Annotated in this window: 11 protein-coding genes; 10 read left to right on the top strand and 1 reads right to left on the bottom strand. The window is 72.3% G+C overall.

Going from position 1 to position 13,599, the window contains the following annotated elements; genetic code table 11:
- Positions 1–173: 173 nt before the first annotated feature.
- Positions 174–3,254 carry an excinuclease ABC subunit UvrA gene (uvrA, locus tag JT721_RS07800; protein ID WP_205472382.1) on the top strand — a complete coding sequence of 1,027 codons (3,081 nt, stop codon included), beginning with the start codon at positions 174–176 and terminating at the stop codon, positions 3,252–3,254.
- A gap of 128 nt (positions 3,255–3,382) precedes the next feature.
- Positions 3,383–3,862: a ubiquinol-cytochrome c reductase iron-sulfur subunit gene (locus tag JT721_RS07795; protein ID WP_205472381.1), complete on the top strand. Its 480-nt coding sequence runs from the start codon at positions 3,383–3,385 to the stop codon at positions 3,860–3,862.
- 22 nt (positions 3,863–3,884) lie between these two features.
- On the opposite strand, the gene JT721_RS07790 is transcribed toward JT721_RS07795, so the two are convergent.
- Positions 3,885–5,192, bottom strand: a complete 1,308-nt coding sequence (locus tag JT721_RS07790) for a pyridine nucleotide-disulfide oxidoreductase (RefSeq protein WP_205472380.1) — start codon at positions 5,190–5,192, stop codon at positions 3,885–3,887.
- 102 nt (positions 5,193–5,294) lie between these two features.
- Here JT721_RS07790 and uvrC point away from each other — a divergent pair, with 102 nt between their 5' ends.
- From uvrC to secG, 8 genes are all read left to right on the top strand, one after another.
- Positions 5,295–7,331, top strand: coding sequence for an excinuclease ABC subunit UvrC (gene uvrC, locus JT721_RS07785; protein WP_205472379.1), 2,037 nt, complete (start codon positions 5,295–5,297; stop codon positions 7,329–7,331).
- Complete coding sequence (rapZ, locus tag JT721_RS07780) at positions 7,331–8,200, top strand: RNase adapter RapZ (protein WP_205472378.1); 870 nt, start codon at positions 7,331–7,333, stop codon at positions 8,198–8,200. The genes uvrC and rapZ overlap by 1 nt, the downstream gene beginning before the upstream one ends.
- Complete coding sequence (gene yvcK / locus JT721_RS07775) at positions 8,197–9,168, top strand: uridine diphosphate-N-acetylglucosamine-binding protein YvcK (protein WP_205472377.1); 972 nt, start codon at positions 8,197–8,199, stop codon at positions 9,166–9,168. Before rapZ ends, yvcK begins: the two co-directional genes overlap by 4 nt.
- Positions 9,169–9,231: 63 nt before the next feature.
- Positions 9,232–10,218 (top strand): DNA-binding protein WhiA, encoded by a 987-nt coding sequence (gene whiA / locus JT721_RS07770; RefSeq protein ID WP_205472376.1) that lies wholly within the window; start codon positions 9,232–9,234, stop codon positions 10,216–10,218.
- Between the two features lie 100 nt (positions 10,219–10,318).
- A complete protein-coding gene (gene gap, locus JT721_RS07765) occupies positions 10,319–11,317 on the top strand; it encodes a type I glyceraldehyde-3-phosphate dehydrogenase (protein WP_205472375.1) in 999 nt (332 codons plus the stop codon).
- 1 nt (position 11,318) lies between these two features.
- On the top strand, positions 11,319–12,518 hold the full coding sequence (gene pgk / locus JT721_RS07760; protein WP_205472374.1) for a phosphoglycerate kinase: 1,200 nt from the start codon (positions 11,319–11,321) through the stop codon (positions 12,516–12,518).
- A 3-nt stretch (positions 12,519–12,521) separates the two neighbouring features.
- Positions 12,522–13,316 carry a triose-phosphate isomerase gene (gene tpiA / locus JT721_RS07755; RefSeq protein WP_205472373.1) on the top strand — a complete coding sequence of 265 codons (795 nt, stop codon included), beginning with the start codon at positions 12,522–12,524 and terminating at the stop codon, positions 13,314–13,316.
- 30 nt (positions 13,317–13,346) lie between these two features.
- Positions 13,347–13,580 carry a preprotein translocase subunit SecG gene (gene secG, locus JT721_RS07750; protein ID WP_205472372.1) on the top strand — a complete coding sequence of 78 codons (234 nt, stop codon included), beginning with the start codon at positions 13,347–13,349 and terminating at the stop codon, positions 13,578–13,580.
- Positions 13,581–13,599: the final 19 nt, after the last annotated feature.

Here is a 13,599-nt window from a genome sequence, read left to right as displayed (position 1 = left end):
CTCGCGGCTGGGCCGGGGGCCCGCCAGCCTCGGGGGCCGGGTGTCGGCGGCCCGTGAGATCGTGCAGCGACGGCGTGTCGGGCTGGTGCACGTCGCTACGATGGCGAACACGTGTTCGAACCGGCCACCACGCTCGGACCAGCCACCACCACGCGACACAGGGGACGCAAACAGTGCAGGAGAAGCTCATCATCCGGGGCGCCCGGGAGCACAACCTCAAGGACGTCTCGCTCGACCTGCCGCGCGACTCCCTCATCGTCTTCACCGGCCTCTCGGGGTCCGGCAAGTCGTCGCTGGCGTTCGACACGATCTTCGCCGAGGGGCAGCGCCGCTACGTCGAGTCGCTGTCGGCGTACGCGCGCCAGTTCCTCGGCCAGATGGACAAGCCGGACGTCGACTTCATCGAGGGCCTCTCGCCGGCGGTGTCGATCGACCAGAAGTCCACGTCGAAGAACCCCCGCTCCACGGTCGGCACCATCACCGAGGTCTACGACTACCTCCGGCTGCTCTACGCCCGCGCCGGCCGGCCGCACTGCCCGGTGTGCGGCGCCCCCATCGAGCGGCAGACCCCCCAGCAGATCGTCGACCGGGTGCTCGCCCTCGAGGAGGGGGCCCGCTTCCAGGTGCTGGCGCCGGTGATCCGCGGCCGCAAGGGCGAGTACGTCGAGCTGTTCCGCCAGCTCCAGGCCCAAGGCTTCTCGCGGGCCCGGGTCAACGGCGAGACCCACACCCTCGACGACCCGCCCAAGCTGGACAAGCAGAAGAAGCACACCATCGAGGTGGTCGTCGACCGGCTGGCGGTCAAGGAGTCGTCGAAGCGCCGGCTCACCGACTCGGTGGAGACCGCGCTCAACCTCGCCGGCGGCCTGGTGCTCTTCGACTTCGTCGACCTGCCGGACAAGGACCCCGGTCGCGAGCTGCGGTTCAGCGAGAAGATGGCCTGCCCCAACGAGCACACCATCGACACCGACGAGCTCGAGCCCCGCTCGTTCTCGTTCAACTCCCCGTTCGGCGCCTGCCCGGAGTGCTCGGGTCTCGGCACCCGGATGGAGGTCGACCCCGAGCTGGTCGTGCCCGACCCCTCGGCCACCCTCGGCGAGGGCGCGATCTCGCCGTGGAGCGGCGCCCACGTCTCCGACTACTTCCTGCGCCTGCTCGGGGCCCTCGGTGACGAGCTCGGCTTCGACCTCAACACCCCGTGGGAGCAGCTGACCCCCAAGCAGCAGAAGTCGGTGCTCGACGGCCACTCCACCAAGGTCCACGTCGTCACCCGCAACCGCTACGGCCGCCAGCGCGCCTACTACGCGGAGTTCGAGGGGGTGCGCACCTACGTCGAGCGGCGGCACCGCGAGGCGGAGTCCGACACCAGCCGGGAGCGGTTCGAGGGCTACATGCGCGAGGTGCCCTGCCCGGTCTGCCGCGGCAGCCGGCTCAAGCCGGTCTCGATGTCGGTGACGCTCGGCCCCAAGGACGCCGGCGGCAAGAACATCGCCGAGGTCTGCGCGCTCCCGATCAACGAGACCGCCGAGTTCCTGCGCGGGGTCCGGCTCTCCGCCCGCGAGCGCCAGATCGGCGAGCGGGTGCTCAAGGAGATCCAGGAACGGCTCAACTTCCTGCTCGACGTCGGCCTCGACTACCTCTCGCTCGACCGGCCCTCCGGCTCGCTGTCCGGCGGCGAGGCGCAGCGGATCCGGCTCGCCACCCAGATCGGCGCCGGCCTGGTCGGCGTCCTCTACGTCCTCGACGAGCCGTCGATCGGCCTCCACCAGCGCGACAACCAGCGGCTGATCGAGACCCTCGTGCGGCTCAAGGACCTCGGCAACACCCTGATCGTCGTCGAGCACGACGAGGACACCATCAAGACCGCCGACTGGGTGGTCGACATCGGCCCCGGCGCCGGCGAGCACGGCGGCCAGGTGGTCCACAGCGGCACCGTGGCCGACCTCTGGACCCACCCCGACTCGGTCACCGGGCAGTACCTCTCCGGTCGCCGCGAGATCCCGGTGCCGGAGGTGCGGCGTCCGCGCACCAAGGGCCGCGAGCTGGCGGTGCTCGGTGCCAAGGAGCACAACCTCCGCAACGTCGACGTGCACTTCCCGCTCGGCCTGTTCGTCGCGGTCACCGGCGTCTCCGGGTCCGGAAAGTCGACGCTGGTCAACGACATCCTCTACACCTCGCTGGCCAAGCAGATCTACAACGCCCGCACCGTGCCCGGCCGGCACCGCACGATCACCGGCCTCGAGCACGTCGACAAGGTGATCCACGTCGACCAGTCGCCCATCGGCCGCACCCCGCGCTCCAACCCGGCCACCTACACCGGCGTCTTCGACCACGTGCGCAAGCTGTTCGCCTCGACGCCGGAGGCCAAGATGCGCGGCTACCAGCAGGGGCGCTTCTCGTTCAACGTCAAGGGCGGCCGCTGCGAGGCCTGCTCCGGCGACGGCACCATCAAGATCGAGATGAACTTCCTGCCCGACGTCTACGTCCCGTGCGAGGTGTGCCACGGGGCGCGCTACAACCGCGAGACGCTGGAGGTCCACTACAAGGGCAAGACCATCGCCGAGGTCCTCGACATGCCGATCGAGGAGGCGCTCGACTTCTTCGCCGCGGTCCCGGCCATCGCCCGGCATATGAAGACGCTGGTCGAGGTGGGGCTGGGCTACGTCCGGCTCGGCCAGCCGGCCACGACGCTGTCGGGCGGCGAGGCCCAGCGGGTCAAGCTCTCCTCCGAGCTGCAGAAGCGCTCCACCGGCCGCACCGTCTACGTCCTCGACGAGCCGACCACCGGCCTCCACTTCGAGGACATCCGCAGGCTGCTCCTGGTGCTCGGCCGACTGGTCGACCAGGGCAACACGGTGCTGGTGATCGAGCACAACCTCGACGTCATCAAGACCGCCGACTGGATCGTCGACATGGGGCCGGAGGGTGGCTCGCGCGGCGGCACCGTGGTCGCCGAGGGCACCCCCGAGCAGGTGGCGGCCCACCCCGACAGCCACACCGGCCGCTTCCTGGCGCCGCTGCTCGAGGGCCGCGAGGCGGCCCAGCCGAAGCGGCGCGCCTCGGCAGCGGCCGAGCCGGCCCCTGGGGCGCGGGCGAGCACCAAGAAGACCACCACGAAGACCACCAAGACGACCACCACGAAGTCGGCCGCGAAGACCAGCGCCACGACGACGGCCGCGGCGAAGAAGGCACCGACCCGGAAGACGGCCGCGCGCAAGACGGCCGCGACGAGTCGGTCGCGACGGTCTGCCTGAGGCATTGCACCGGCACGGGCGGCGGCCCGAGTTCACAGCAATCCCTCAGGTTCGCTACCTCCCGCGGGGCGGCCCGAGCCACGTAGTGTGAGTTTCAACTTGTCCCGGGCACCGAGAGGAACCACACCGTGACCGAGCGCCTCGACCTCATCAGCCGCCGCTCCCTGACCGGAGGCCTGGTCACCGCCGGCCTCGGCCTGCCGTTGCTCGCCGCCTGCGGGGGCGACGACGCCGGGCCCGAGACCGCTCCCTCGGGCGGGGGCTCGTCGTCCGGAACGTCGACCCCCGACGCGGCGCCGAGCCCCGGCACCGGGGCTGCGGCCCCCGGCCTGGTCGGCACCTCGGAGATCGAGGTCGGCGGCGGCACCATCCTCCCCGACGAAGGCCTGGTGATCACCCAGCCGACCGAGGGCGCCTTCAAGGGCTTCAGCAGCACCTGCACCCACCAGGGGTGCCCGGTCACCGAGATCGCCGAGGGCAGCATCAACTGCACCTGCCACGGCAGCTCGTTCTCGATCGAGGACGGCGCGCCCACCGCCGGACCGGCCACCGAGCCGCTCGAGGAGATCCCGCTCAAGGTCGAGGGCGACCAGATCAGCCTGGCCTGAGCCCGGCGTCAGGTCGTCGGCGTCAGGTCGTCGGCGTCAGCGACCCGGCCGGTGGCCGCGCCGCGTTCCGCCAGGCGGCGTCGCGGGGCGACGGCCGCCGGTCGAGCCGACGGTCGAGCACGATCCGCGCCTCGTCCCAGCGCCCGGCCCGGAGCAGCGCGGCGATCCGCGCCTCCTCGACCACCTCGCGCTGCGCGTCCGACCCGCCGAGCCGGCGTACCCCCTGCTCGAGGCGGGCTAGCGCGTCGGCGGCGGCCGAGCACCGCCCGGCCTGCAGCTGCCCGAACGCCCGGGCCAGCGGCGCCACCACGCCGCGCTGCACCGGGTGGTCGTGGTCGGCGGCCCAGCGAGCCAGTGCGCTCAGGCCCGCGGCGTCGTCGAGCGCGAGCAGGGCGACCGCGGCGTGCAGGGCGAGGAACGGCGTCGCGGGCCGCGCGAGCACGTCCGGCCCGGTGGCGGCGACCACCGCGTCCAGCCCCGGGACGTCGGTGGCGCCGGGGGTCAGCGCCCAGCGGAAGAGCAGCGAGCCGGTATCGACCAGTGCCCGGCAGCCGAGCCCGTGGGAGGGCAGCAGCTGGGCCTCGTAGCGCCGACGGACCGCGTCGAGGTCGCCCAGCGAGAGCTCGTGCAGCGCGGCGTGCCACGAGAAGTGGCTGATGCTGTCCGTGCCGGCCCCGTCGCCGGTCACCCAGCCGTCCATCCAGGCCAGGCCGGCCGCGTGGTCGCCCGTCTCGTAGTGGGCGTGGGCGCGCGCGTGGGCGGAGTGCCCGGCGCCCGGCTCGACCGCCAGTGACCGGTGCGAGAGCTCCATCGCCTCGTCGAAGCGGAGCTGCTCCTGGCGCACGAAGGCGAGCAGGCCGGTGAACCACCAGTCGTCGCCGTAGGCCGGGGCGGCCCGCTCGACGATCTGCCAGGCCTCCTCGGGCACCTCGGTCACGCCGGCGAAGGCGATGGTCGGCACGGCGGTCGACAGCAGCAGCGCGTCGCGCGGCCAGGCGGAGAGGTGGGCGGTGAGGGGGCCGGGGTCGCCGTGCACCACGTGGGCCAGCACGGCGTGCACGTGGCTGCGCTCGCGCTCGGTGGCCCGGGCGGCGTGCAGCCGGGCGTCGCGCAGCCGGGCGAGCACGTCGACCTGGGCGCAGAGCTCGTGACCGAGGAGGGCGAGGTCGGCGTGGGCGACCGCGAACGTCGGGTCGAGGGCGACCGCGGCAGCGATCCGCTCGACGCCGCCCCGGCGCAGCCGCAGCACGTCGAGCAGCCCGGCGGCGTACGTCGCGGCCGCCTCGGGGGAGGTCGTGAGCGGATACCCGTAGGGATCGCGGCTGGGCATGAAACCAGACTAAACCACACGACTAACGCGGCATAGCCGGACACGCACCGCCCGCGGCCCGCTGGCGTGGGGGCCGTCCCCGGCGGACCGTAGGGTTGTCCCGTGCCTGCGACCCGTCCCTCCCGGAGCTCCCGCGGGCCGTCGTCCTACCGTCCCGAGCCCGGCTCGATCCCCACCCAGCCGGGCGTCTACCGGTTCCGCGACGCCCGCGGCCGGGTGGTCTACGTCGGCAAGGCGAAGAACCTGCGGGCCCGGCTGTCGTCGTACTTCCAGGACGTCGGCAACCTCCACCCGCGCACCGCCACCATGGTCACCACCGCGACCAGCGTGGAGTGGACCGTGGTCAAGACCGAGGTCGAGGCGCTCCAGCTGGAGTACTCCTGGATCAAGGAGTACGACCCGCGGTTCAACGTCAAGTACCGCGACGACAAGTCCTACCCCTGGCTCGCGGTGACCGTCGGCGAGGACTACCCCCGGGTGATGGTCGGGCGCGGCGCCAAGCGGCGCGGCACCCGCTACTTCGGCCCCTACTCCCACGCCTGGGCGATCCGCGAGACCGTCGACATCCTGCTGCGCGTCTTCCCGATGCGCTCGTGCAGCAACGGCGTGTTCAAGCGGTCGAGCCAGATCGGCCGGCCCTGCCTGCTCGGCTACATCGACAAGTGCTCCGCGCCGTGCGTGGGCAACATCAGCGCCGAGGACCACCGGGCGATCGTCGACGACTTCTGCGAGTTCATGGCCGGTCGCACCCGGCCGTTCACGCGCCGCATCGAGCAGGAAATGTACGCCGCCTCCGAGGCGCTCGACTTCGAGAAGGCGGCGCGGCTCCGCGACGACCTCGGCGCGATGAACCGGGCGCTGGAGAAGCAGACCGTCGTGCTCTCCGACGGCGCCGACGCCGACGTGATCGCGCTGGCCGAGGACCCGCTCGAGGTGGCGGTGCAGATCTTCCACGTGCGCGGTGGCCGGATCCGCGGCCAGCGCGGGTGGGTGGCCGACCGGGTCGACGAGGGCGGCACCGCCGAGCTGGTCGACGACTTCCTGCTCCAGCTCTACGCCGGCATCGACCGCGACCAGGCCTCCGACTCCATCCCGCGCGAGATCCTGGTGCCCGAGCTGCCGCCCGACGCGTCGACGTTCGAGCAGCTCCTCGGCGACCTGCGCGGCGCCAAGGTGCAGGTGCGGGTGCCGCAGCGCGGCGACAAGCGGTCGTTGATGGAGACTGTGGCCCGCAATGCCGCGCAGACCCTGATGCTCCACAAGACCCGCCGCGCCAGCGACCTCACCACCCGCAACCAGGCCCTCGAGGAGATCCAGGAGGCGCTCGCGCTCGAGGAGGTGCCGCTGCGCATCGAGTGCTACGACGTCTCCAACCTCCAGGGCACCGAGGTAGTCGCCTCGATGGTGGTCTTCGAGGACGGGCTGGCCCGCAAGAGCGAGTACCGCCGGTTCGTGATCCGCGGCGTCGACGGGCAGAACGACGTCGCCTCGATGCACGAGGTGATCACCCGTCGGTTCCGGCGGCTGCTCGACGAGCAGGCGCGCTCGACGGAGGTGTCGACCGAGAACGGACCGATGCTGGTCGACCCCGAGACCGGGCGACCGCGCAAGTTCGCCTACGCGCCCGGCCTGGTGGTCGTCGACGGCGGCCCGCCGCAGGTCGCGGCGGCGCAGCGGGCGCTCGACGAGCTCGGCATCGACGACGTCCCGGTGTGCGGCCTGGCCAAGCGGCTCGAGGAGGTCTGGCTGCCGGGGGAGGAGGACCCCGTGATCCTGGCCCGCTCGTCCGAGGGTCTCTACCTGCTGCAGCGGATCCGCGACGAGGCCCACCGGTTCGCGATCACCCACCACCGGTCGCGACGCTCGAAGTCGATGGTCGAGAGCGTGCTCGACGACGTGCCGGGGCTGGGCGAGGTGCGCCGCCGGACGCTGATGAAGCACTTCGGGTCGCTGAAGAAGCTGCGCGAGGCCAGCGTCGAGGAGCTGGCCCAGGTGCCGGGCATCGGCGCCCGCACGGCGACCGCGATCAAGGAAGCCGTCACGGTCGCCGCCCCGAGCCGCAAGACTGGCGACGTGGGCATCACCGTCAACACCGCCACCGGCGAGATCATCGAGGCTGAAGGGGAGGGCGAGGCCTGATGGGCACCGCGCAGTCCGGTGAGATGGTGGTCGTCACCGGCATGACCGGCGCCGGCCGCAGCACCGCCGCCAAGGAGCTCGAGGACCTCGGGTTCTACGTCGTCGACAACCTCCCGCCCAGCCTGCTGGGCGACGTCGTCCGGCTGGTCGACGAGAGTCGCGGCACCGAGCAGCCGGTCGCGGTGGTGGTCGACGTGCGCTCGGGCTCGTTCTTCCAGACCCTGCAGGCCAACCTCGCCAAGGGCGCGACCGGGCGCCGGGCCACCCTGCTGTTCCTCGAGGCCACCGACGAGGTGCTGGTGCGCCGCCAGGAGGCCGCCCGCCGCCCGCACCCGCTGCAGGCCGGCGGCCGGCTGCTCGACGGGCTCCAGCGCGAGCGCGAGGTGCTCGCCGGCCTGCGCGGCGCGGCCGACCTGGTCATCGACACCACCGCGCTCAACGTCCACCAGCTCACCGACCGGATCGCCGAGGCGTTCGGCTCGCCCGAGGCGATCCGGCTCAAGGTCTCGGTGGTGAGCTTCGGCTTCAAGTACGGCATCCCGGTGGACGCCGACTTCGTGGCCGACATGCGCTTCCTGCCCAACCCCTACTGGGTGCCCGAGCTGCGGCCCGGCACCGGCATGGACGCAGCGGTCGCCGACTACGTCAAGCGCCAGCCGGGCGCCGAGGAGTTCCTCGAGCGCTACGTCGAGCTGCTGCGCGGCGTCGCGGCCGGCTACCTGCGCGAGGGCAAGCGCTTCGTCCAGGTCGCCGTGGGCTGCACCGGCGGCAAGCACCGCAGCGTCGCGATGTCGGAGGAGATCGCCCGGCGGCTCGCCGCCGAGGGCATCGAGACCCGCGCGGTCCACCGCGACCTGGGCCGCGAATGACCGCCGACCGCGCCCAGGCGGTCGTGGCGTTCGGCGGCGGCCACGGCCTGCACGCATCGCTGAGCGCCCTGCGCCGCCTGGTCGACGAGCTCGTCGTCGACGACCTCACCGCGATCGTCACCGTCGCCGACAACGGCGGCTCCTCGGGCCGCCTGCGCGGCGAGTTCGGCGTGCTGCCGCCCGGCGACCTGCGGATGGCGCTGGCGGCGCTGTGCGGCACCGACCAGTGGGGTGACCTGTGGGCGCGGGTGCTCCAGCACCGGTTCGCCGGCGACGGCGAGATGCGCGACCACGTGATCGGCAACCTGCTCATCGTGGGGCTGTGGGAACTGCTCGGCGACCACGTCGACGCCCTCGACTACGTCGGCCGATTGCTCGGCGCCACCGGCCGGGTGCTGCCCATGGCGCTGTGCCCGATGGACATCACCGCCGAGGTGCGCGGGCTCGACCCCGCCGACCCCGACGCCCTCACCGCGGTGCGCGGCCAGGTCGAGGTGGCCAGCACCAACGGCATCATCGACTCGATCGCCCTCGACCCCGCCGACCCGCCGGTCTCGCCCGAGGCACTGGCCGCGATCGCCGAGGCCGACTGGGTGGTGCTCGGGCCGGGCTCGTGGTTCACCTCGGTGATCCCGCACGTGCTGGTGCCCGCGCTGCGCCAGGGGCTGGTCGACACCCCGGCCAAGGTCGTCGTGGTGCTCAACCTCACCGAGCAGCCGGGGGAGACCCAGGGCTTCGGCCCGGCCGACCACCTGGCGGTGCTGCTGTCCCACGCCCCCGAGCTGCGCATCCACACGGTGCTGGCCGACCGCGACGGCACGGTCGACGACCTCGAGCAGCTCGCCCACACGGTCGAGGCGCTCGGCGCCCGACTGGTGGTCGACGACGTCGCCGAGGCACCCGGCTCGCCCCGCCACGACGTGGGGCGGCTGGCGGCGGCGTACGCCCGGATCCTGGAGCGGGCGTGACCCCGGTCGCAGGCCTGGCAGACCGTCCGTCAGGTGATTGACTCGCGTGCGAGGATCTGCAGCATGGCGATGACGGCACAGGTGAAGGCGGAGCTGGCCAACACCCAGATCACCAAGACCTGCTGTCGCAAGGCCGAGGTCGCCTCGATGCTCCGCTTCGCCGGCGGGCTCCACATCGTCAGCGGCAAGGTCGTCGTCGAGGCCGAGCTCGACACCGGTGCCGCGGCCCGGCGGCTGCGCACCGACATCGCCGAGGTCTACGGCCACAAGTCCGACGTCGTGATGGTGCAGGGCAACGGCATCCGCAAGGGCACCCGCTACATCGTGCGGGTGATCAAGGACGGCGAGGCGCTGGCCCGCCAGACCGGGCTGCTCGACCAGCGCGGCTTCCCGGTGCGCGGTCTCCCGCCCGCCGTGGTCTCGGGCGGCGGCTGCGACGCCGTCGCCGCGTGGCGCGGCGCGTTCCTGGCCCACGGCTCGCTCACCGAGCCGGGGCGCTCGTCGTCCCTCGAGGTCACCTGCCCCGGACCCGAGGCCGGCCTGGCGCTGGTCGGCGTCGCCCGCCGGCTCGGCATCCAGGCCAAGGCCCGCGAGGTGCGCGGCGTCGAGCGCGTCGTCATCCGCGACGGCGACGCGATCGGCCAGCTGCTGACCCGGCTGGGCGCCCACGAGTCGCTGATGGCCTGGGAGGAGCGGCGGATGCGCCGCGAGGTCCGGGCCACCGCCAACCGGCTGGCCAACTTCGACGACGCCAACCTGCGCCGCTCGGCGCGGGCCGCGGTCGCCGCCGGGGCCCGCGTGGAGCGGGCGATGGAGATCCTCGGCGACGAGGTCCCCGACCACCTGCGGATGGCCGGCCGGCTCCGTCTGGAGCACAAGCAGGCCTCGCTCGAGGAGCTCGGCCAGCTGCACGATCCGGTGCTCACCAAGGACGCGATCGCGGGCCGGATCCGGCGGCTGCTGGCCATGGCCGACAAGCGCGCCGAGGAGCTCGGCATCCCCGACACCGAGGCCTCGCTGACCCCGGAGATGCTCGCCGAGGAGGGCTGAGGGGTTACCCGCACGTAGCGCGGGACGGCCGGTGGTCGGCACCGGCGGGGGCGATAGGGTCGGAGGAGTCCAGTCCCATCGACGTGCAGGAGCAGCCGCAGTGACCGTTCGCGTAGGCATCAACGGATTCGGCCGGATCGGCCGCAACTTCTTCCGCGCCGTCCGTGCCTCCGGCCTCGACATCGAGATCGTCGGGGTCAACGACCTGACCGACAACGCCTCGCTGGCCCACCTGCTCAAGTACGACTCGATCCTGGGCCGGCTCGACGCCGACGTCTCCTCGACCGACGACGCGATCGTGGTCGGAGGCACCGAGATCAAGGCGTTCGCCGAGCGCGACCCCGCCGCGCTGGGCTGGGGCGACCTGGGCGTCGACGTGGTCGTCGAGTCCACCGGCTTCTTCACCGATGCGACCAAGGCGCGGGCCCACGTCGACCAGGGCGGCGCGAAGAAGGTCATCATCTCGGCGCCGGCCTCCAACGAGGACATCACGGTCGTGATGGGCGTCAACCACACCGACTACGACCCCGCCGCGCACACGGTGATCTCCAACGCGTCGTGCACCACCAACTGCCTGGCGCCGATGGCGAAGGTCCTCAACGACGAGTTCGGCATCGTCAAGGGCCTGATGACGACCATCCACGCCTACACCGCCGACCAGAACCTGCAGGACAACATCCACAAGGACCTGCGTCGCGCCCGGGCCGCCGCGATCAACATCGTCCCGACCTCGACGGGTGCCGCGAAGGCCATCGGCCTGGTGCTGCCCGAGCTCAAGGGCAAGCTCGACGGCTACGCCCTGCGGGTGCCGACCCCGACCGGCTCGGCCACCGACCTGACCTTCGAGGCCGGCCGCGAGACCTCGGTCGAGGAGGTCAACGCCGCGATCGAGAAGGCCGCCGACGGCCGGTTCCTGCGCTACTCGACCGACCCGATCGTCTCCTCCGACATCGTGACCGACCCGGCGTCGTGCATCTTCGACGCGCCGCTCACCAAGGTGATCGGCAACCAGGTCAAGGTCGTGGGCTGGTACGACAACGAGTGGGGCTACTCCAACCGCCTCGCCGACCTGATCGCCCACGTTGGCGAGACCCTCTGACGTGTCGGACTACGCAGGGCTCGGCGACGTCGCCGGCAAGCGCGTCCTCGTCCGCTCCGACCTCAACGTGCCGCTCGACGGCACCGAGATCACCGACGACGGCCGGATCCGGGCCAGCGTCCCCACCATCCGGGCCCTGGCCGACGCCGGCGCCCGGGTGGTGGTGGTCGCGCACCTCGGTCGCCCGAAGGGGGCGGTCGAGGAGCGCTACTCGCTGAGCCCGGTCGCCGAGCGGCTCGGCGAGCTGCTCGGCCAGGAGGTCGCCTTCGCCACCGACACCGTGGGTGAGGCGGCCCGGGCCACGGTCGCCGGCCTCGCCGACGGCGACGTCGCGGTGCTCGAGAACGTCCGGTTCAACCCCGGCGAGACCAGCAAGCTCGACGAGGAGCGCGCGGCGTTCGCCGCCGACCTCGCCGGCCTCGTCGACGCGTTCGTCTCCGACGGCTTCGGTGTCGTGCACCGCAAGCAGGCCAGCGTCTACGACGTCGCCCAGCTGCTGCCCCACGCGATGGGCGGCCTGGTCTCGGCCGAGCTCGACGTGATGCGCCGGCTCACCGAGTCGCCCGAGCGGCCCTACGTCGTCGTGCTCGGTGGCTCCAAGGTCTCCGACAAGCTCGGCGTCATCGACAACCTGCTCGGCAAGGCCGACAAGCTGCTGATCGGCGGGGGCATGGTGTTCACGTTCCTCAGGGCCCAGGGGCTCGAGGTCGGGAAGAGCCTGCTCGAGGAGGACCAGCTCGACACCGTGCGCGGCTACCTCGACCGGGCCCGCGAGACCGGCGTCGAGATCGTGCTCCCGGTCGACGTCGTGGTCGACACCGAGTTCCCCTCCGGCGACCGCGAGCCGCACCCGACCGTCGTACCCGCCGACCAGATCCCGGCCGACAGCCTCGGCCTCGACATCGGACCGGCGTCCGGGGAGGCCTTCGCGGCCGCGCTGTCCGGCGCGCACACGGTGTTCTGGAACGGCCCGATGGGCGTCTTCGAGGTCGCGGCTTTCGCCGAGGGCACCCGCGCGGTCGCGCAGGCGCTCACCGAGGTCGACGGCCTCTCGGTCGTGGGCGGTGGCGACTCCGCCGCGGCGGTGCGCGCGCTCGGCTTCGACGAGGCGGCGTTCGGGCACATCTCCACCGGCGGCGGCGCCAGCCTCGAGTACCTCGAGGGCAAGGAGCTCCCCGGCATCAAGGTCCTGGAGGACTGACGCATGGCCACCACCCGCACCCCGCTGATGGCGGGGAACTGGAAGATGAACCTCAACCACCAGGAAGCGGTGGTGCTGGTCCAGAAGCTCGCGTGGACGCTGTCGGACAAGCGCCACGACTACGGCCGGGTCGAGGTGGTCGTCGTACCGCCGTTCACCGACCTGCGCAGCGTGCAGACGCTCGTCGACGGCGACCGGCTCTCGGTGCGCTACGGCGCCCAGGACGTCTCCACCCACGACTCCGGCGCCTACACCGGCGAGATCTCGGCGGCGATGCTGGCCAAGCTGGGCTGCTCCTACGTCGTGGTGGGGCACTCCGAGCGCCGCGAGCACCACGGCGAGAGCGACGAGGTCGTCAACACCAAGGCGCACAAGACGCTGGCCGCCGGGATGGTGCCTATCGTGTGCGTGGGCGAGGGGCTCGAGGTGCGCCAGGCCGGCGAGCACGTGCCGTTTACGATGGCCCAGGTCGAGGGTTCGCTGGCCGGGTTCACCCCCGAGCAGGTCGCCGGGCTGGTCATCGCCTACGAGCCGGTCTGGGCGATCGGCACCGGCGAGGTCGCCACGCCCGACGACGCGCAGGAGGTCTGCCAGGCGATCCGCGGCCAGGTCCGCGAGGCCTACGGCGACGCGGCCGCCGACGGCGTACGGATCCTCTACGGCGGCTCGGTCAAGGCCGCCAACGTCGGCGGCATCATGGCCAAGGGCGACGTCGACGGCTGCCTGGTGGGCGGCGCCAGCCTGCAGGCCGACGAGTTCGGCGGCATCTGCCGCTTCTACGACATGCCGGTCCTCTGACCGGCGCGCGCGTGACGTAGGATTTCGCCCGTGGAACTGTTCTTCACCATTCTCCTGGTCATCACCAGTGGCCTCATGATCCTGCTGGTCCTCCTCCACAAGGGGCGGGGCGGCGGACTCTCGGACATGTTCGGTGGTGGAGTCTCGAGCTCCCTCGGCGGTTCGTCGGTGGCCGAGCGCAACCTCGACCGCTTCACCGTCGGCGTCGGGGCGATCTGGTTCGCGTGCGTGATCGCGCTCGGCCTGCTGCTCGCCTACCAGTGACCCCCCGGGTCAGCCGACC

The organism is Nocardioides sp. SYSU D00038, assembly GCF_016924665.1.
In the GTDB taxonomy this organism is placed as follows: Bacteria; Actinomycetota; Actinomycetes; order Propionibacteriales; family Nocardioidaceae; genus Nocardioides.
Note: the sequence above shows the minus strand (reverse complement) of the source record. Positions and strands in the feature narration are given on the sequence as shown.

What these genes read in the sequence shown, in the direction of transcription:
- yvcK (WP_205472377.1), top strand. Translation starts at nt 8,197, where the DNA reads ATGACCGCCGACCGCGCCCAGGCGGTCGTGGCGTTCGGCGGCGGCCAC.
- rapZ (WP_205472378.1), top strand. Translation starts at nt 7,331, where the DNA reads ATGGGCACCGCGCAGTCCGGTGAGATGGTGGTCGTCACCGGCATGACC.
- whiA (WP_205472376.1), top strand. Translation starts at nt 9,232, where the DNA reads ATGGCGATGACGGCACAGGTGAAGGCGGAGCTGGCCAACACCCAGATC.
- JT721_RS07790 (WP_205472380.1), bottom strand. Translation starts at nt 5,192, where the DNA reads ATGCCCAGCCGCGATCCCTACGGGTATCCGCTCACGACCTCCCCCGAG.
- tpiA (WP_205472373.1), top strand. Translation starts at nt 12,522, where the DNA reads ATGGCCACCACCCGCACCCCGCTGATGGCGGGGAACTGGAAGATGAAC.